Origin of the sequence: Caedibacter taeniospiralis, from assembly GCF_002803295.2 — a bacterium.
Classification (GTDB): Bacteria; Pseudomonadota; Gammaproteobacteria; order Francisellales; family Francisellaceae; genus Caedibacter; species Caedibacter taeniospiralis.
The window spans coordinates 108,520-126,113 of the sequence record NZ_PGGB02000003.1 but is presented as its reverse complement, the minus strand read 5'-3'; the positions used below and the strand labels follow the sequence as shown (position 1 = coordinate 126,113).

The following is a 17,594-nucleotide window of genomic DNA, read 5'->3' as shown; positions in this document are numbered from 1 at the left end:
AAAACAGGATAAACAAAATGCCGCTTAAGCCATACACTAAATTTGACAATAACTCSWKTAWTATGGTATTCAGGTATCGTTTCATTAGCGCTTTGGGCAGGTGTTTCGCTATGGCATTTCTTTCCCAATGGCAATATGGTTTATTTATTGCCATTGATGTGGGAAACAACATATCGCGTGGCAATTGCCATGAGCTTGAGTGTTTTAATTTGTACGCCACTTGGAATTTGGATTGGCATTTCACCAAAACGCACTAAAATGCTGCAACCAATTATTCAGATTATGGCAGCAATTCCACAACCGATTTTCTTCCCTATTGTTGCGATTTTATTAATGTTAGGTGGCGGTAGCTTGAGCATTTGGGCAATTCCTTTGATTATGACAGGTACATCCTGGTATGTGTTGTTCAATGTCGTTGCTGGGGCTGCATCCTTACCGTCAGATTTAATTGAGATGTCACGCGCCTTTAAATTAAGAGGCATCAACTGGTGGTTCAAGTTTGCTATTCCTGCTGTGTTTCCTTATATCGTATGCGGGATTATCAGTGCGGCAGGAGGTGCTTGGAATTCAGCAATTGCCGCAGAACTTATCACCTGGGGTGGCAAAACGATTTCAATCAGTGGCATTGGTGAGCTGGTATCACAAACAACAAGCAATAATCAAGTCGCAGAAGCCGCTCTGGCAGTCAGTGCGATGTGTGTGCTTGTGGCACTTTGTGTGATCTTTATTTGGAAGCCGCTTTATAAGCTTGCGGAAACAAAATACAAAATTTAACCAATTTAACGAGGTTGACCATAGCCTTTTTGCCAACTTCAACATCCCAACGCAAATGACAGAATGGGTGATTATTTTGGTGAAAAGGCTTGAAAACAAAACATAGTAACTGGAGTTACTCACTTGGTCTGCAAAGTGAGGGGTTGTTGATTTTTTTTAGATATAGAATTATTGCTTTGAAAGAGGATTGAAACATGAATAAGCACGTACTAATCGAATGCCAAAATATAGAGCTTTACTTCAAGAGAGACAAAAAGCAATCACTCAGGGTGCTTGATCGCATTAACTTTAAGCTGCATGAAAATGAAATTGTGGCGATTTTAGGTAAATCAGGTGCGGGTAAATCAAGCTTTTTAAGGATTGCATCAGGTTTATTGGCACCCAGCTATGGCAATGTGTTTTACAAAGATAAAGTCGTCACTAAACCCTTAGAGAATATGAGTATGGTCTTCCAGAATTTTGCACTTTTACCGTGGCTAAATGTTGTGGACAATATTTTATTTGGCAGTGATGCCTTGGGAATTTCTAGAAAAATCAGTGAACCTAAAGCACATGAGTTCATCCAGAAGATTGGGTTACAAAGCTTTGAGAAAGCTTATGTTAAAGAGCTCTCAGGCGGTATGAAACAGCGCGTTGGTTTTGCTCGGGCACTGATGGTTGAGCCTGAAATTTTGTTTTTAGATGAACCCTTTTCATCCTTGGATATCACAACAGCCAACACCCTGCGCGCAGACATATTAAATCTGTGGTTAAACAGGCAAATACCCACTAAGTCAATGGCGCTGGTAACTCACAGTGTTGAAGAGGCAGTCATCATGGCAGATCGCGTAGTGATATTTGACAGTCACCCAGGGAAAATAGCATATGAGCACACACTCAATATTCCACGGCTAAGGGATAAGCGCTCACCAGAGGTGCAAAAGCATATTGTGTTGCTGGAGGAAAAATTGCATGAAATCAGTCTCCATGGGGCTAGATCTTTGTAAATTAACTTGATCACTCCAGAGTATTATTTGGCTTTGAGGAAGCCCAGATACGTACCTAAATATTACCAACCAAGAGCAAATGGCGGTGACTATATTTCTGCCCATTACTAAGTGTGGGTCGTCAGTGTGAGTGTGACACTGATTACTCACACCGACACGCTTGGGTGAATTATTTGTCCAAGCCTTCAGGTATTACGGTGATTTCATGCAGGGGGCGTTATGACTAAGGAGTTGGTGTACTAATTTGGTATTTTGTGACCACTTTGCCATTAATTAAATGCGATTGAATAATTTCTTCCAGTGCCTCTGGTGTGCATGAGTGGTACCAGATTCCTTCTGGATAGACAACAGCAATAGGTCCTTGCATGCAGATGCGCAGGCAATTGGCTTTGGTGCGATAAATCTCTCCTGTTTGTGAAAGCTTTAACTCGGATAAGCGTTTTTTAATGTAGTCCCAGGCAATCATGGAATCTTTTTTATTACAGCACTTATCGATGCTTTGATCACAGCACAAAAAAATATGGCGTTTGATATTGCCAAGCCCCAGCATCTGTGATTTTTGAGTTAATGATGAATCTTGCATAAATTAAAATGGAATGAGGTTAAACAATGGAATAAGAATAGGGGTGGCAAGTGTTAGAATAAAACCACTACTAATCGCTACAGGGACGGCCTGTATGCCAATATGATCTTTAATGACTGGCAGGCTGAAATCCATGGCTGTAGCTCCACTATAGCTTACAAGTTCGGTAGGCAAACGTTTTGCAAGCAGCGGAATAAGAATAATGGCAATAATTTCACGAGAAAAATCAATGAAAAAAGTCATGGTGCCAAAGTGTGCATTGATTAATTGCGCATTTAAAATACTTGCCAAACTATACCAGCCAAAGCCACTTGTCAGCATTAAAGAATGGCTTATAGGAATACCAAAAATAATGCCAAGTAGCGCACCAACAAATAGGGAGCTGCCAATAAGGATAAGTGCCGACATGATTCCCGTTTTATTTTTAAGAATTTGGGTTAGCACATGCCCTTCACGGCGCATTTGCATGCCAATAATGAATAAGCTAACAACCAAGACAGCATCAATAATGAGTTCAATATGCACAAGCGGTTTGTTGATAAGAAGCCCCAATAGAGTGCCAGCAATAAGATAGAGAAGATACTTGCAGCTTGTCAGAATCGGTTTTAATGGGTTGCTGCTTTTGCCATTCTTATGCTGAGGATTAACGGCGCGTTTAGGGATGAGTTTTAAATATAAGTGTACACAGGCGATATTGATGACAAATAAAAGTACAATAAAGCTTAAAATCATGCCAAGCATGGCGAAGAGCTCATTTTGCAGTTTGTAAATAAGTTCCCCAAAGTTATACCCCATGACCGCAATAATCAGGCTGATCATCGTAGATAGTAGTCTGTTCATAAAGCGATTAGATAAAAACTTCAGATCGATAAAATAGCCTAAGATAAGCGCGAACAAAATAATGATTGCCTGGATCATAATATCTGTCCTTTATTCCCCACTGATACTGCATTGGTTGATCAGAACTGAGCCGCTTCTAATGCGTGAGAATGGCTCTATATCATTTCCTATGGCAATAATATTTTGAAACATGGCGTTTAAATTTCCAGCAATGGTGAAATTGTCAATGGGATATTGTATTTCACCCTTTTCAACATAGTAGCCCATAGCGCCTTGTGAGTAATTCCCTGTGGTCAGGTTAAATCCCTGACCCATCGTTTCATGCACAAGAATCCCTTTATCTAGTTGTTTAATAAGCTGATCGTGCTCAATTAACCCCGTCTTACTTTGCACAAGTAAATTACTAATGCCGCCAGAGTTGCCTGTCGTTTCAAGATTTAATTGGCGTGCACTATAACTGCTCAACAAATAGCGTTTTAAAACACCTTCAATTACGATGGGATTTTCGCCAAAATTGACGCCTTCATCATCAAATAGCTGGTTGCCGAGTGCATTCGGAATATAAGGGTTTTCAATCAAACTAATACTGGTGGGTAGGATTTGGTGACCCACTTTATTGAGTAGAAAAGTGTCTTTATGATATTGGCGTTGTCCTTTAATGGCTGACATAAGCGCTCCCCAAAATGAACGCGAGATAGAGGGGCTAAGCAGAATAGGCAGCTTTTGACTTTTGATGCGTCGCGGATTTCTTCTATCCAACGTGCGTTTGATTGCAAGCTGTGCAATTTCATGAATGTTGGGTAGAGCAGCAAAATCATGAGCACTAAAATAAGCACTATCTCGCTGCATGCCATGCTGATCTTTGGCAATGAGTCCTATACCTAAACTGTGTCGTGTTTCAGGATAAACATGCAAAAAGCCATGACTGTTGGCAAAGCCATGCAGGATTTCAAAGCTATCGATATCAACACCCTCTGAATGATCAATGCCTTTGTGTTTTAGCGCAATGTGCTCGCAATTTTTGGCATGCTCAATAAGGTGATTAATGCTAAAGTCAGCTATTGGTTTATAGAGCGATGGCATCTCTTGTGGTGTGCACAGAAATTTTTTATCAACAATTCCACAAAAAGGATCATTTTCGGTATAAGTTGCAATGGTTTTGGCATTGTCAATAATAGCTAAGATGCTTTTTTCACTTAGATCGGAAGTCTCTGCATAGCCTGTTTTTCCGTGATGATATACCGTCACACTCATTTGCTGGGTGACGTTAAATTCAAGTGTTTCAGTCAGCTGATCGCGAGCGGAGATGGCATGACCTTGATCATAGCTGCAACTGATCTCGAAAGCATCAAGGTTTTTCTTGTGTAATTGTGCTGAGGTAAATTCAAGTACTTCTTGTAAATAGGCTTTTTTGTCTAAGATGGACATGCTACACAGGCGTTTAGGAATAAATATTTCGCCATTATCTAGAATTGCCTAAGATAAGGCAAACCTTCATTAAAGTTTTTTAGTAACCAGAGGATTACGGTTAGCTATATCGGGATAAAATTGGGTTATTCGCTATACCCTGAAATATGCGTAGCTGTCGTACTTTTAGCGACATCATTACGTTCTTTAAACGTTCCAAGGCATAAATCACCCAAATAATTAGTGATGCCCCAGCAATAGTTTTCATTATGAAAGTGGTGACGCATGTGCGCGCGTTTCAGCTTTTGTCCTATTATTGTTTTAGGTTGGTAGGCAGGGGTGTGATGTGCTAAATGCATCCACTCGTAAAAAAGATAATATAAAATGCCAAAGGTAAATGGGATAAGGGCAACATCAAAACTCCATGTGATTAACGCAAACAACGCGTAAGTCTGCGTTAGGTGTAGGATAATAGCTAACCATGGTGCAAAGAGCAGGTCAATATTTTGTGGATGTCGGTGATGTCCGTGATGCAAGCGAATCTGGAAGTCACGAAATTTACCTGGTTTTTTACTTAATTGCGCATGCAGCAAGTATTTATGGGCATACCATTCATAAAAAGGCGCAATAATAATGGGTAAAAACAACCACCACCAGTGCGTTCTGAAAACACCTAGATCAAGGGTCAAGGCTAAAAAGGCAAAGAAGACAAACCACAGTACTTGGACTGTACGATGGGCGAAATATATTTTAAATACGTCCTGCATAAATATATCGTTACTGGAAAAATCAAATGCTTTAGAGTTTATACGGTGTGACACTTTTTTTAAAGACTTATTGTAACTACCCAGCAGGTTAAACTTTGATAGATGATGAATTTTGGCATTTTTCCAGATTAGGTATTTTCATTTGCAAATAAGTATGGCGTAATCTTACCAATGGACACGACCCTAGAAAAAAATGATTCAAGAGCTATTAACCAGAATCGACGCGCTTGAGCGTGAAAATGCTCGACTAAAAGAGGAGATTGAGCAACTTAAGAAGCGGCTTTCTAAGAATAGTCGCAACAGTTCAAAACCGCCTTCAAGCGATGGTTTGTTACGTCCTAAATAAAAGCAAAAGCGTAAGCGAAAAAGGCGAGCTTAAGTCAACAATTACTAATGGTGAATATATCTGAGCAATCAGTGCTCTTACCTGATAAGCAAATCCTGATCGGTAAAATTTATGATCGAATTGTCAAGGACGGTCTTACATATCACGAGATTTTGATGCCTTTAGAAAATGCTGGTAAAAGAGGCAGAAAGAAACGAAGAACAGGGCATAACTTGTTATTGCGCTTAGGTGATTATAAAGCTGAGGTATTGAGATTTATTTATGATGCTAAGGTGCCATTTACCAATAGTCAAGCGGAGAATGACTTGCGTATGATGAAGGTAAAGCAAAAAGTTTCGGGTTGCTTTCGTAGTGAGGCTGGGGCCCAGAAATTTGTGCGTATTCGTACTTTACTATCGACTGCTCGTAAACAAGGCTGGAAGATTATTGATGCCATTGCGGATGTATTTAACGGCAAAACACCTCAGTTCAATTAACAACCTTCTGGGTAGTTACAGATTTTGTTTAAATTCTCGTATACGTTGCCAGATATGGCTTTTAGATGGCTCCCCGAGACGGACTTGAACCGCCGACCCAGTGATTAACAGTCACTTGCTCTACCGACTGAGCTATCGGGGAATGCCTTAACGAAAGGCAATTCTATAGATGAAGCATTTTAGAGTCAATAGCTTTTTTCCAAAAAAAAATCTTCTTTCCGCAATTGCTGACAAGTCAGTCATTTACAGCAATTGAGATGGATTTATGAGGTGGTTTGAATGCAAATGTAAGTTGCTGCAAACCTGCCAAAAGCTACGATTAAAAATATCGCCTTTGGCTTATCCACCCTACTACCCGTCGAAACAAATGGGCATCTTATTAAACTTGAGATTCCTTACTGGCAACGTAAGACGATTAGTGAATATATAAAGAGGTGCCTGGTAATTCGTGAATGCCGATGACAACATCCATTGAGTCATCCATTTGATTGGTCACGGTCATGTCAAAAACCCATAGAAACTGTTCTTCAGTGATGGCATGTGTGCTTAGTGTCATGATTTGTTCGATAATAAACTCCAGCTCATGAGATTGAATCTCTCCTATATGATGAGCCTCCAGCAAAAAGCTCAGGCACTCCGAAGGGATAACGGCTTTTTCCGCATTGGTAAATACACGCGCTGTGCCGGGCTGATAACTGATTTTGGTCCTTTCATTCAGTTTAGTAAATTGCTCAAGCCATACAAATGCCCGCTCAAGCGATTGACCTTTTAGACCGCTGTTTTGTAATTCACTTAAGAGTTCTTGTGAATTAGTGACTCTAATGATTTCCTCTTCTAAATGCGGTAAGTCATTAAATAATGACATCAAAATTTGTAATATTTGGGGTTGATCGTTCATGGTACCTTTTAGACTCGTCTATATCCGCCTGGAACCGCACAAATAAGCGCTTCCATCTCAAGCTCAAACAGTATGCCAGTAATTTTCGCGTATGTTAAGTTGGTATTGTCGATGATTTTATCAATAGTAGTACAGGTTGAGCTGATACTCTCAAATACGAGCTGTTGTTCCTGCGTAAGTAGCAGTGATTGCTGAAATGGTTTAAGTTTTGAATTGTTTAATGTTTGCTTTAGGTTAAGCTCACTGATAATGTCATCTGCAGAACTAATGAGCTTAGCCCCCATCTGGATGAGCTTATTACATCCGTGACTTTCGTTATGAAAAATATTCCCTGGCACAGCAAAAACTTCCCGATTTTGTTCTAGTGCGTGCATGGCAGTAATCAATGAGCCACTTCTATCGGCAGCCTCAACGACAACTACACCCAAACTTAAACCGCTGATAATTCGATTTCTCCTAGGGAAGTGGTAGCGCTTAGGGACTTGATTGAGTAAAAACTCGGAAATAACTAAACCCTTGGAATGTATCTCAGCGTAGAGTCTGCGATTTTGTGGAGGATAACAAATATTAACCCCTGTTCCCAAGATGGCGATGGTTTTACCATTGTTTTTCAAGGCTTCTTCATGTGCAAGGGCATCGATCCCCAAGGCCATGCCACTGGTAATGGTGAGATTAGATTCAGTAAGCTCTGGGATAAGATGATGGATTATTTCAGCACCGTAAAAGCTTGCGTGACGCGTGCCCACAACGGCAAGCTGCAACGTGCCAAGTAACGCGATATCACCAATGGCATACAGGCTAAGCGGTGGATCAGAAATCTGTTTAAGTTGAGATGGAAAACCTGTGTCTATATGGTGGATAAGGTGATGATTTGATGATTGCTTTAGCCAGGAATCCACTTTACTAAGATAGTCTGTGTATTTTTCATCCCGAATGAAATCGATGGTCTGCGCATTTAAACCCAAAAACTTCTGGTAAAGCCAAGGTTTTTTAAGCAGCTCCGAAATCGTTATCTTGGCAGCAATGAGTTTTTGATAGTGTCCAAATGTGAAATGTGGTAAGGTGTGCAATATTGCAAAATCAGTACTATTTAACATGGCGCTTTGGCAGCTGTGTAAGAGCAATACTGCCAACCAAAATTTCCTGTTTGGCGTGTGTCACTAATGCTATGGCATGATGACTTGCCAGACGATAAATAAATCCCTGACCTAAATAGCCTCCTGAAAGGTTGTAATCGTCAATTTTTTGTGGTGTCGATTCAAAATAGACACGCATGCCCAATTTTAACCCAGAAGCGTATCCCATGTTGAGTAAAACAGATTGATAAGTCCCTGCAAAACTAGTCGCATCCTCTAATTGCATGACAATACCTGAAATATTCTGATCTGCAATAAGCTCTTGATCGGGGAGTTTGGAATTGATCAGATCCGCTGGCAGCATGTGATCACCCAAGCTAATTTCCTGAACAACATCAGCCATCTGCATAATTAATATATCTTGGCGATCAGCACTTAATTTTGCTGTTCCAAGTCGTTTTAACAGATAATCATAGTTTGCTTTTTTTCCCTTGCCATAAGGGATGCTTTGAACATAGGCAACAGCATAATACATTGGACTTTTTTTTGCCGGTGAGACATAAATAGTGTCACCCACTGAAATCAGCGTTTTTCCCTTTGTTGAGGCGATAATTTTCCCTGCGCTAGATAACGGTGTATCCGATAAATAATAGTTACTCAAAAAAACATGATACCGTTGTTGTAAACTCTCTGAGTGACTAGAGAGAGGAAGAAACGTCAGCGTCAAACAAAAACTTAAAGAAGCTGCTATGAGCTTATTGACTAAAGTTGCTGGCATCTTTGCAAACGAATATTTGTGCATTTTTTATAAATCTCGTAGAATGTGCGCGTTACCAATCTGTTGGAACTCTAGCTTAGTTACTGGAGAAAAGCAAAAGAAAGCACAATGAAGGTATTCCATGAAAATACAAAGAGACAGCTTTGTAAAAATGCATTTTAAAATTCGCCTTAAAGATGGTTCAATTGCAGAAGATACAAGAAATTACAATCAACCCTATATTTTCCAAATGGGCAAGGGAGCTTTTGCTGAGAAACTTGAGTCCGACTTACTGGGTCTTGAAGCAGGGATTAATCGCAAAATGATGCTCATGCCAGAAGAGGCTTTTGGTAACAAACATCCTGCTATGATCTACGAGGTTCCTAAAAAGCGATTTCCGTTGGATATCGCGTTAGAAGAAGGCTTGATCGTCGCGTTTTCACAAAAAGATGGCACCGAGCTTCCTGGCATTATCACCGAAATCCACGAACATGACGTAACCGTCGATTTTAATCATCCTTTATCAGGACAGGCGATTTTATTTGATGTTGATATTTTAGAGATCTTGGATAAGGAACCTGAATGATGAGGATCATTTTAGCTAACCCGCGAGGCTTTTGTGCGGGCGTTTCGCGTGCGGTTGATGTCGTTGAAAAGGTTTTAGCGATAGAGCCTCATCCTGTTTACGTGCGTCATGAAGTCGTTCATAACCGAGCAGTAGTTGAGAACTTAAAGGATAAAGGGGCGGTCTTTGTCAAAGAGCTAAATGAAGTTCCCTATGGTTCGGTGTGTATTTTTAGTGCGCACGGTGTTTCGCAAGCCATTGAAGAAGAGGCAAAGCGTAAGGCGCTAAAGATATATGACGCAACCTGTCCACTGGTGACGAAGGTACATAGAGAGGTACAAAAAGCAAGTAGCACAGGTGTTGAGTGTGTGCTCATAGGGCACAAGGGGCATCCCGAAGTGGAAGGCACTCTTGGGCAATATAGAAGTAAATATAGCCAGATTTATTTAGTCGAAAATGTTGCTGATGTACATGCCTTGAACCTAAAAAATCCGCAGCAACTAATCTATGCGACTCAAACGACGCTCTCGGTTGACGAAACAAAAGATATTATTTATGCCTTAAAAGAAAAATATCCCGAAGTCAGTTCACCCAAAAGAGAAGATATTTGCTATGCGACTCAGAACCGTCAAAATGCGATAAGAGAGCTGGCTAAGGAGGTCGATATCCTGCTGGTGGTGGGCTCTAAAAACAGTTCAAATTCTAATCGTTTACGTGAGTTGGCTGAAAAAGAAGGCGTGGATGCCTATCTGATTGACAATAAAGATGATGTTGATTTAACCTGGTTTGTTGGCAAGAAGAGTTGTGGAATTACTGCAGGGGCTTCAGCGCCAGAATATCTAGTGCAACAAGTGGTAAGCTTCTTGCAAGCTAATTTTCCAGCGGCGGGAGTTGTTGATTTTGAGGGAGTAAAGGAAGAAGTCACTTTCCCATTGCCAAAGTTACTTAAACAGACCAAGCTGAAGAAATCACAAGATAATCAAGAAGCAAAAGAGTCCAAGATATAAAGGAAGTCATATGAAAAATGAGCAAGCACCAGAGAACCCTGCAACTCAACGCAGCAGAGGCATTTATATATTGCCCAATTTATTTACTTCAGCGAGTTTATTTGCAGGATTTTATTCGATCATCGCGGCATTTAATAGCCATTTTGTTTTAGCATCAGTGTGTATTTATATTGCGGCTATCATGGATTCTTTAGATGGGCGTGTGGCACGCTTGACAAACACACAGAGTGCTTTTGGCGCGGAATATGATTCATTAGCCGACATGGTTTCTTTTGGTGTAGCGCCTGCCTTGATTATCTACTTTTGGGCAGTAAAGCACTTAGCACAATTTGGTTGGGCTGTAGCATTTATTTATCTGGCTTGCGTCGGGTTACGTTTAGCGCGCTTTAACACACAGCTTGATGACAATACCCCTGAGAGTAAACGATACTTCACGGGGATTCCCTGCCCTGCTGCTGCGGCGGCGATTGCTGGATTTGTATGGTTTTGTAACACGCTTGGACATTCTTCGGCAGAGGGGTGGGTCACTTTTTTTGCGACTGTCATTACGCTGTATCTGTCCGCCATGATGGTGAGCAACATTAAGTTTAGAAGTTTTAAGGACTATGATTTAAAAGGAAAAATGGTTTTTACCCAAACCGTTTTGGTGGTTTTTATCATAGCGATTATTTTTATCGATCCTTCCATTACGCTGTTTGTAGTTTTTATGACTTACGCTTTATCTGGAGCGGTTACGCGCCTGTTTAGGGGTAAACCAGGTCGTGTGAAGTAGCGCTGCTGTTAGATGCACTTTTGCTGAACTACCCCGCCTCGCAGGCTTGGCACCCCTTCACTTGTGAAGGGGAATGTTTGGCAGCTTTTTGTTAATTCCCCTTCGTTCGCGAAGGGGGTGAAAAGCGCCCGAAAGAAGCAAACAGTTTTGCTTCTTTAGCTTTGAACGCCACAAGCTCTGCGCGTGAGGCTGACGGGGTAGTCTTTAAAGCCAGCAAAAGCGCGTAACTTCAGTTAGATTAGTTATTAATATTTAAATTTTCCGCAATGATTTGTTTAATCACCATGCCCGCTATGGTTAAACCAAATAAAGCAGGCATATAGCTTATCGTTCCATTTACTGCCCTGTCACGCCCACTTCCTGCCACAGGTTCAGGTGGCAAAGGAGGCAGTGAGCTCTCTGTTGAATAAACGGCAAGGATACCTTTTTTGATCTTGAGTCTGCGTAAACGGACGCGTATAAACTTGGCAAGCTTACAAATGCTGGTTTGATAAATATCAGCGACTTTAATTTGTGTTGGATCAAGCTTTCCCCCTGCGCCCATGCTTGAAATGACCTTATAACCTTTACCATGTGCATAAGCAATAAGGGCGACCTTGCAAGCCAGGCTGTCAATGGCATCAATCACAAAGTCATATGGCTTATCAAAAATCCGTTCCATATCCTCTTTGCGGACAAAATCGTCAATAATATTAATCTTGCAATCAGGGTTAATATCCAGAATACGCTCACGCATAATGACCGCCTTTTTGATGCCAATATTTGAATTAAGCGCAACTAATTGGCGATTCAGATTTGATGCTGAAACCACGTCATGATCAATAAGCGTTATTTTACCAATACCCGCGCGCGCTAAGCTTTCTGCGGCAAAAGAACCAACACCCCCGATGCCAGCCAAGAGAATATGTGCGTTTTTTAACTGATCAATACCACGATCATTGACAAGGATAGCGGTTCGTTCAAAAAGTCCTGTGTGTTTCATTACAAACTAAGCATCAAATTTTTCGGCGTAGTATGTCATAGAATCATCCCGTGTGCATTAATTGCGGAAAAGTTAATATAATTTTATCACTCTCAATGAGTTTGAAATTCTATAAATAGCTCCTACACTTGAGGCAGAATAATATTACAAATGGATGTTTTTGGAGCTACATGAGGTACTGGTTATGATGAAATCTAAATATTTTCTATATGCGCTCACTTTGAGCTTGTCGTCTACATCAATTTTTGCTCAAGAGAGTCAGATGCAAGATCAGGAAACACAACAACATATCGATAAATTATCCCGTAGCATAGGCTTAGTTAAGCAGGCATATGTGGATGAGTTAAGCGATGAGAAAATTTTAGAAGGAGCAATAGATGGCATGCTGCAATCTTTAGATCCGCATTCACGTTTCTTAGATGATGAGGATTTTGCCGATTTGCAGCTATCGATTCATGGCGAGTTTGCAGGTCTTGGAATGCACGTCAGTTCAGTTGATGAAAAGATCAAAGTAATTTCCCCTATCGATGATACGCCAGCGCATCGAGCAGGGGTGAAAGCAGGTGATTATATTATTAAAATTGATGATGTCAGCGTTGTGGGAATGACGTTAGACGAAGCAGTAAAAAAAATGCGCGGGAAACCTGGTACGGAAGTTTCAATTACCATCTTGCGTCCTAAAGCACCAAAGCCGATCACATTATCGCTCGTGCGTGAGAACGTAAAATTGAACTCGGTCAACTCTGAACTTATTGCCGAGGATTATGGTTATTTAAGGATTAGTCAGTTTCAAGGAAATACAGCAGAAGAGCTTAGGAAAAACATTGATCAATTGGCGCATAAAAACCCCAAGCTGAGAGGTTACGTGCTCGATTTACGCAATAATCCAGGTGGTTTACTGGATGCGGCCGTTGCGGTGAGTGATACTTTTTTACAAGTCAGCCCTGGGAACCCTAAGAAAATTGTGTTCACTAAGTCGCGAAATCCCCATGAGTCAATCACAAGCTATGTCGTCAGTGATGATTATATTCATGGTTTACCAATGGTTGTACTGGTGAATAAGGGCTCTGCTTCAGCATCTGAAATTGTGGCAGGGGCACTGCAAGATCACCACAGAGCGGTGCTTGTTGGGGTTAAAACTTTTGGCAAGGGGTCGGTGCAAACTGTTATCCCTATTTCTGAGACTAACGCCGTCAAACTTACGACCGCAAGATATTACACCCCAAATGGTACAGCTATTCAGGCAAAGGGAGTGATTCCAGATGTGGTGGTGGAGGAAGATGAAAGGGTATTGATAACAGAAGCAAGTAAAGCTATAGAGGAAAATAAAACGGCAGATTTTGAGTTTGAAGAGAGTAGTTTCCAGCATGCGATTGCATCAAATAGTGGTGTAGAAAAGGATCAGTCTACCAAAGAAGCTCTGGCAAAATATAAAAAAGAGTATCAAACCATGCAGCAATTATTGCAAAAGGATAAGCAACTGGCTGAAGCTGTCATTATCCTAAAAGCAATGAATGCGCTGGATATCAATGCCTAAAATGTCTCACCCCTGTAAATACCATGACAATGCCATGCTCATTTGCTGCATCGATCACTTCCTGATCGCGCATTGAGCCACCTGGTTGAATAATTGCGCTAATGCCTGATTTAGCCGCAGCATCCACTCCATCTCTAAAAGGGAAAAAAGCATCAGATGCCATCACTGAATCGTGAACATTAAGCTTAGCATCCTGAGCCTTCTCAAGAGCAATTTTAGAGCTAAATACTCGACTCATTTGTCCAGCCCCTATGCCAATGGTCATATGGTTTTTGGCATAGACAATTGCATTTGATTTAACAAACTTAACTACTTTCCAGGCAAATAGCAGATCTTGTACTTGCTTAACAGTAGGAGCTGTCTTTGTTACGATAGTAAGCTTATTCTCGTTTAGCTGATGGACATCTTTATCCTGCACAAGAAGACCTCCATCAATTTTTTTCAGTTCTAACTCAGGTAAATTTGGCTTTCTGTCATAGCCGCAGGCAAGGACGCGGACATTAGGCTTATTGGCCAGAACCTTCAAGGCATCCGCCGTCACTTCAGGGGCGATAATTACTTCAACAAACTGCTGATCGATAATTGCTTTAGCAGTTATGCCGTCAAGTACTTGATTAAAAGCAATAATGCTACCAAAGGCAGAGGTTGGGTCGGTTTGAAAAGCCTTTTGATAGGCTTTATTTAAGGAGCTCCCAATCGCAACACCGCAAGGATTGGCGTGTTTAACAATAACGCAAGCGGGTAAATCAAAGCTTTTAACGCACTGCAGGGCTGCATCCGTGTCAGCAATATTGTTATATGATAACGCTTTGCCCTGCAGCTGTTTGGCGCGTGCCACCGATGCGTTGGGATAGTTTGGCTCAATATAAAGTGCAGCCTGCTGATGCGGGTTTTCACCGTAGCGCATTTCTTGTGCCTTCGTATATTGCAAATTAATAGTATTGGCAAATCGTTGCCCTTTATTACCAGTTTCTGGATTGAATGCGCCAAGATGGTTAGCAATCATGCCATCATAGTGTGCAGTGTGTTCAAAGACCTTACAAGCCAGCCGAAACCGCGTTGCGAAGTCTAAAGCACCCTGGGTGTGGTTTAGTTTCTGTATGATTTCAGCGTAATCGTTAGGGTCGCAAATAACCGCAACATCCTGATGATTTTTCGCAGCTGAACGCAGCATCGCAGGACCTCCAATGTCGATATTTTCAATCGTTTCAGCAAAGCTTACATTCGGCTTCTCAACTGTTTGCTTAAAAGGATAAAGATTAACAATGATCAGATCAATTTCAGGAATCTGGTGTTTTTGCATAATTTCTCGATCACGATCGCGGCGCCCCAGAATACCTCCATGAATTTTAGGGTGTAATGTCTTAACTCGTCCACCCATCATCTCGGGAAAACCCGTGTAGTCAGAAACTTCAATGACGGGAACTCCAGCTTCCATAAGTAGTTTGGCAGTACCCCCTGTGGATAAAATCTCTATGTGAAGTTGATGTAGCTGTTTGGCAAAGTCGACAATTCCCGTTTTGTCAGAAACGCTAATTAAAGCGCGTTTAATGGTTCTCATTGGTTTATTGTTCCAAAGGAAGGGATTAAAAGTGTGGAGATTGTATCTCACTTGTAGAGCGTTTTACAGTTACAAATGGGTAGAAAAAGCGATGGATAGAGTTTATTGAGTCCTATCTTCTACCTTAAGCATAAGCATAAATTTCAACGCCGTGATCTATGATAGGTATGTTTTATGAAATCGTATCAATCTTTCCGTTGTCATTGGCGATCAGAAGCACATCAGCAGGATTCACCGCAAACAGACCATTACAGACAACACCTGTAATTTGGTTGAGTTGTTGTTCAAGCTTTAATGGGTTGTCGATCATCAGATTATGAATATCAATGATGATATTGCCATTATCGGTCACAACTCCCTCACGATAAACAGGCTGCCCCCCAATCCTTATTAGTTCTTTGGCAACATAGCTTCTGGCCATTGGAATGACCTCAACGGGTAAAGGAAATCTGCCTAATTGTGGCACAAGCTTGCTTTGATCGATAATGCAAACAAATTTTTCACTGGCAACACGACAAATTTTCTCACGCGTAAGAGCTGCTCCTCCTCCTTTGATAAGCTCGCGATGCTTATTCGCTTCATCAGCGCCATCAATATAGATGTCTACTTTGCCAGGGTAATTCAAATCGACGACTTCAAAGCCATGTGCTTTAAGGCGCTTAGTGCTTCCTTCAGAGCTTGAGACCGTGAGCTCAATTTTGGATTTTATCTTAATTAATTCATCAATAAAAAAGTTGACGGTTGATCCTGTACCAACACCAACGACCATGCCTGGTTTGATGTATTCAAGTGCGGCCCTTGCAGCAAGTTTTTTTAGCTCATTGTGATCTGTTTTTTTGCTGAAAAACATAGGTATGTAAATATCCAAATACTCTAGCGGTGAGTTATTTTGGCATAATCGGGAACGATTACAAAATGGTTTACGGGCGGTATATATGGACTTCTTCCCTTCTGCAAGGGATTTTAATCATGCTATAAAAACTTTTGGCGGCAAGCAGAGCAATGGTGAGATAGGTGAAGTCAAGTACAAGGCTATGCAAAGCCTTTTTGAGTTTTGGATAAACCACGATTACCAGGATTTTTACAAAAAAGAGGCAAAAACATTGGATGGGGGCTAGAAGATGGGGGAGGAACGAGTGCAGCTACTGTTTAACTGTTTTATAGGATCTCCAGGTTAATAACGTACCTCAGTGTGGGGTGGATAAGCCGAAGGCGCATCCACGCAGAAAAGCAAATAGGTTGAGTATTGATGGATGTGCCTTCGGCTTATCCACCCTACTACCGTCAAAATAAATGGGTATCTTATTAAATTTGAGATCCCTATGCACTCAACGCTGAACGCTGCAAGCTTTGTGCGCAGCTAGAAGACAATGCGAAGCGGCAGATGGGGTGGTCCTAAAAACAGCTTAACTTAGTGCCATTAACTTACAGAATGTTGGAGTTGAGTTGATTATTGATCGCTGATTTTATGAAATCATTAACTGAAGTGCCTAGTTGATTTGCTTTTATTGCAACTAAATACAGTTGCATAAACAATAATTGTGCCAGTTACAAAAAATCAGGTTTTTCTGTTAGCCAGCACGCGTTACAATGCCGATTTGTTTTTGAAATACTTTCTTTTTAAGAGATTGCGGTAAATTCTTTATGCAGCTTGATTATCAAACCCTGGAATCACTTCGTCAAAATCATCCTGCCTGGCGCTTATTGGTCAGTCCGCATGCCCCTTTAATTGCAAGCTTTTTGAATCGTGTCTTTATTGCTGAGAACGTCCGCGTTGTTGCTGAAGCTGATCTGATTGAAGCTCTTGAAGACGTTTTGTTCGAGTTAAGAGAAAGATTGGGAGAACGAAGCTTTCCCAAACCAGCTCGTGATTATTTGAATGACTGGGCGGCGATTTTATCGTCAGGATTCAGATGAGGCTTATTTTGATTTAATGCCTGCCACTGAAAAAGCCATTTCGTGGCTATCCTCTTTGGGGCAGCGCAGTTTTGTTGGCACAGAGTCCAGACTTTTAATGTTATTTGATCTACTCAAACAAATTACTCAAGGCAGTGCCATAGGCCCTGAAGTGAGATTGCAAGAGCTTAAGAAACAGCGCCAGATAATCGATGCAGAGATTGCACAAGTCATGCAGGGCAATATGACGCTGTTAGATGATATTGCGCTTAAAGATCGCTTTATGCAATTTAGTCAGCAAGCGCGTGAGCTATTATCTGATTTTCGTCAGGTTGAGCATAACTTTCGCACTCTTAGATAGAAG

17 protein-coding genes, 1 tRNA gene and 2 pseudogenes are annotated in these 17,594 nt (G+C 41.1%); 9 read left to right on the top strand and 11 right to left on the bottom strand.

Annotated features, from left to right (window positions below):
- Positions 1–48 precede the first annotated feature (48 nt).
- Both CU053_RS02330 and CU053_RS02325 read left to right on the top strand, forming a co-directional pair.
- A pseudogene (locus tag CU053_RS02330) lies at positions 49–774 on the top strand (ABC transporter permease subunit); the annotation flags it as partial.
- A gap of 194 nt (positions 775–968) precedes the next feature.
- A complete protein-coding gene (locus tag CU053_RS02325; RefSeq protein WP_100550481.1) occupies positions 969–1,760 on the top strand; it encodes an ABC transporter ATP-binding protein in 792 nt (263 codons plus the stop codon).
- 223 nt (positions 1,761–1,983) lie between these two features.
- Here the strand turns inward: CU053_RS02325 and CU053_RS02320 are convergent, their stop codons facing one another.
- From CU053_RS02320 to CU053_RS02305, 4 genes are all read right to left on the bottom strand, one after another.
- Positions 1,984–2,343: a (2Fe-2S) ferredoxin domain-containing protein gene (locus tag CU053_RS02320; RefSeq protein WP_199244182.1), complete on the bottom strand. Its 360-nt coding sequence runs from the start codon at positions 2,341–2,343 to the stop codon at positions 1,984–1,986.
- A 3-nt stretch (positions 2,344–2,346) separates the two neighbouring features.
- Positions 2,347–3,261 (bottom strand): lysine exporter LysO family protein, encoded by a 915-nt coding sequence (locus tag CU053_RS02315; RefSeq protein WP_100550480.1) that lies wholly within the window; start codon positions 3,259–3,261, stop codon positions 2,347–2,349.
- A 12-nt stretch (positions 3,262–3,273) separates the two neighbouring features.
- Positions 3,274–4,611 (bottom strand): TldD/PmbA family protein, encoded by a 1,338-nt coding sequence (locus CU053_RS02310; RefSeq protein WP_100550479.1) that lies wholly within the window; start codon positions 4,609–4,611, stop codon positions 3,274–3,276.
- A 125-nt stretch (positions 4,612–4,736) separates the two neighbouring features.
- The gene (locus tag CU053_RS02305) at positions 4,737–5,357 is read right to left on the bottom strand and encodes a sterol desaturase family protein (RefSeq protein WP_100550478.1); all 621 of its coding nucleotides are present in this window, start codon (positions 5,355–5,357) and stop codon (positions 4,737–4,739) included.
- A gap of 193 nt (positions 5,358–5,550) precedes the next feature.
- Here CU053_RS02305 and CU053_RS02300 point away from each other — a divergent pair, with 193 nt between their 5' ends.
- Both CU053_RS02300 and CU053_RS06635 read left to right on the top strand, forming a co-directional pair.
- Positions 5,551–5,703, top strand: coding sequence for a DUF6444 domain-containing protein (locus CU053_RS02300; RefSeq protein WP_158106938.1), 153 nt, complete (start codon positions 5,551–5,553; stop codon positions 5,701–5,703).
- Positions 5,704–5,750: 47 nt separating this feature from the next.
- Complete coding sequence (locus CU053_RS06635; protein WP_100550477.1) at positions 5,751–6,179, top strand: IS66 family transposase; 429 nt, start codon at positions 5,751–5,753, stop codon at positions 6,177–6,179.
- 66 nt (positions 6,180–6,245) lie between these two features.
- Here CU053_RS06635 and CU053_RS02290 read toward each other — a convergent pair.
- From CU053_RS02290 to CU053_RS02275, 4 genes are all read right to left on the bottom strand, one after another.
- Positions 6,246–6,321: transfer RNA gene (locus tag CU053_RS02290), tRNA-Asn, on the bottom strand.
- A gap of 273 nt (positions 6,322–6,594) precedes the next feature.
- On the bottom strand, positions 6,595–7,077 hold the full coding sequence (locus CU053_RS02285; RefSeq protein WP_100550476.1) for a DUF494 family protein: 483 nt from the start codon (positions 7,075–7,077) through the stop codon (positions 6,595–6,597).
- Between the two features lie 8 nt (positions 7,078–7,085).
- A complete protein-coding gene (dprA, locus tag CU053_RS02280) occupies positions 7,086–8,174 on the bottom strand; it encodes a DNA-processing protein DprA (RefSeq protein WP_100550475.1) in 1,089 nt (362 codons plus the stop codon).
- A complete protein-coding gene (locus CU053_RS02275) occupies positions 8,164–8,814 on the bottom strand; it encodes a hypothetical protein (protein WP_158106937.1) in 651 nt (216 codons plus the stop codon). Before CU053_RS02275 ends, dprA begins: the two co-directional genes overlap by 11 nt.
- Before the next feature lie 238 nt (positions 8,815–9,052).
- Between CU053_RS02275 and fkpB the strand changes: the two genes are divergently transcribed.
- From fkpB to pssA, 3 genes are read left to right on the top strand one after another with little or no spacing between them, the layout of a single operon-like run.
- On the top strand, positions 9,053–9,496 hold the full coding sequence (fkpB, locus tag CU053_RS02270) for an FKBP-type peptidyl-prolyl cis-trans isomerase (RefSeq protein WP_100550473.1): 444 nt from the start codon (positions 9,053–9,055) through the stop codon (positions 9,494–9,496).
- Entirely contained in the window at positions 9,496–10,482 is a 987-nt protein-coding gene (gene ispH, locus CU053_RS02265) for a 4-hydroxy-3-methylbut-2-enyl diphosphate reductase (RefSeq protein WP_100550484.1), read from the top strand. The genes fkpB and ispH overlap by 1 nt, the downstream gene beginning before the upstream one ends.
- 10 nt (positions 10,483–10,492) lie before the next feature.
- Positions 10,493–11,254, top strand: coding sequence for a CDP-diacylglycerol--serine O-phosphatidyltransferase (gene pssA, locus CU053_RS02260; protein WP_100550472.1), 762 nt, complete (start codon positions 10,493–10,495; stop codon positions 11,252–11,254).
- Positions 11,255–11,492: 238 nt separating this feature from the next.
- On the opposite strand, the gene CU053_RS02255 is transcribed toward pssA, so the two are convergent.
- Positions 11,493–12,236, bottom strand: a complete 744-nt coding sequence (locus tag CU053_RS02255; protein WP_100550471.1) for a tRNA threonylcarbamoyladenosine dehydratase — start codon at positions 12,234–12,236, stop codon at positions 11,493–11,495.
- A 184-nt stretch (positions 12,237–12,420) separates the two neighbouring features.
- Here CU053_RS02255 and CU053_RS02250 point away from each other — a divergent pair, with 184 nt between their 5' ends.
- Positions 12,421–13,773, top strand: a complete 1,353-nt coding sequence (locus CU053_RS02250; RefSeq protein WP_158106936.1) for a S41 family peptidase — start codon at positions 12,421–12,423, stop codon at positions 13,771–13,773.
- Here the strand turns inward: CU053_RS02250 and purH are convergent.
- Both purH and rpiA read right to left on the bottom strand, forming a co-directional pair.
- Entirely contained in the window at positions 13,763–15,334 is a 1,572-nt protein-coding gene (purH, locus tag CU053_RS02245; RefSeq protein WP_100550469.1) for a bifunctional phosphoribosylaminoimidazolecarboxamide formyltransferase/IMP cyclohydrolase, read from the bottom strand. The two genes, CU053_RS02250 and purH, sit on opposite strands and share 11 nt — an antisense overlap.
- A 172-nt stretch (positions 15,335–15,506) precedes the next feature.
- Entirely contained in the window at positions 15,507–16,184 is a 678-nt protein-coding gene (gene rpiA / locus CU053_RS02240) for a ribose-5-phosphate isomerase RpiA (protein ID WP_100550468.1), read from the bottom strand.
- Between the two features lie 794 nt (positions 16,185–16,978).
- On the opposite strand from rpiA, the pseudogene CU053_RS06630 reads away from it, so the two are divergent.
- Positions 16,979–17,591: pseudogene (locus CU053_RS06630) on the top strand (DUF3375 family protein).
- Positions 17,592–17,594: the final 3 nt, after the last annotated feature.

Excerpts from the sequence above, each read along its gene's own strand:
- CU053_RS02325 (WP_100550481.1), top strand. The coding sequence starts at position 969 with ATGAATAAGCACGTACTAATCGAATGCCAAAATATAGAGCTTTACTTC.
- CU053_RS02320 (WP_199244182.1), bottom strand. The coding sequence starts at position 2,343 with ATGCAAGATTCATCATTAACTCAAAAATCACAGATGCTGGGGCTTGGC.
- CU053_RS02315 (WP_100550480.1), bottom strand. The coding sequence starts at position 3,261 with ATGATCCAGGCAATCATTATTTTGTTCGCGCTTATCTTAGGCTATTTT.
- CU053_RS02310 (WP_100550479.1), bottom strand. The coding sequence starts at position 4,611 with ATGTCCATCTTAGACAAAAAAGCCTATTTACAAGAAGTACTTGAATTT.
- CU053_RS02305 (WP_100550478.1), bottom strand. The coding sequence starts at position 5,357 with ATGCAGGACGTATTTAAAATATATTTCGCCCATCGTACAGTCCAAGTA.
- CU053_RS02300 (WP_158106938.1), top strand. The coding sequence starts at position 5,551 with ATGATTCAAGAGCTATTAACCAGAATCGACGCGCTTGAGCGTGAAAAT.
- CU053_RS06635 (WP_100550477.1), top strand. The coding sequence starts at position 5,751 with ATGGTGAATATATCTGAGCAATCAGTGCTCTTACCTGATAAGCAAATC.
- CU053_RS02285 (WP_100550476.1), bottom strand. The coding sequence starts at position 7,077 with ATGAACGATCAACCCCAAATATTACAAATTTTGATGTCATTATTTAAT.
- dprA (WP_100550475.1), bottom strand. The coding sequence starts at position 8,174 with ATGTTAAATAGTACTGATTTTGCAATATTGCACACCTTACCACATTTC.
- fkpB (WP_100550473.1), top strand. The coding sequence starts at position 9,053 with ATGAAAATACAAAGAGACAGCTTTGTAAAAATGCATTTTAAAATTCGC.
- ispH (WP_100550484.1), top strand. The coding sequence starts at position 9,496 with ATGAGGATCATTTTAGCTAACCCGCGAGGCTTTTGTGCGGGCGTTTCG.
- pssA (WP_100550472.1), top strand. The coding sequence starts at position 10,493 with ATGAAAAATGAGCAAGCACCAGAGAACCCTGCAACTCAACGCAGCAGA.
- CU053_RS02255 (WP_100550471.1), bottom strand. The coding sequence starts at position 12,236 with ATGAAACACACAGGACTTTTTGAACGAACCGCTATCCTTGTCAATGAT.
- CU053_RS02250 (WP_158106936.1), top strand. The coding sequence starts at position 12,421 with ATGATGAAATCTAAATATTTTCTATATGCGCTCACTTTGAGCTTGTCG.
- purH (WP_100550469.1), bottom strand. The coding sequence starts at position 15,334 with ATGAGAACCATTAAACGCGCTTTAATTAGCGTTTCTGACAAAACGGGA.
- rpiA (WP_100550468.1), bottom strand. The coding sequence starts at position 16,184 with ATGTTTTTCAGCAAAAAAACAGATCACAATGAGCTAAAAAAACTTGCT.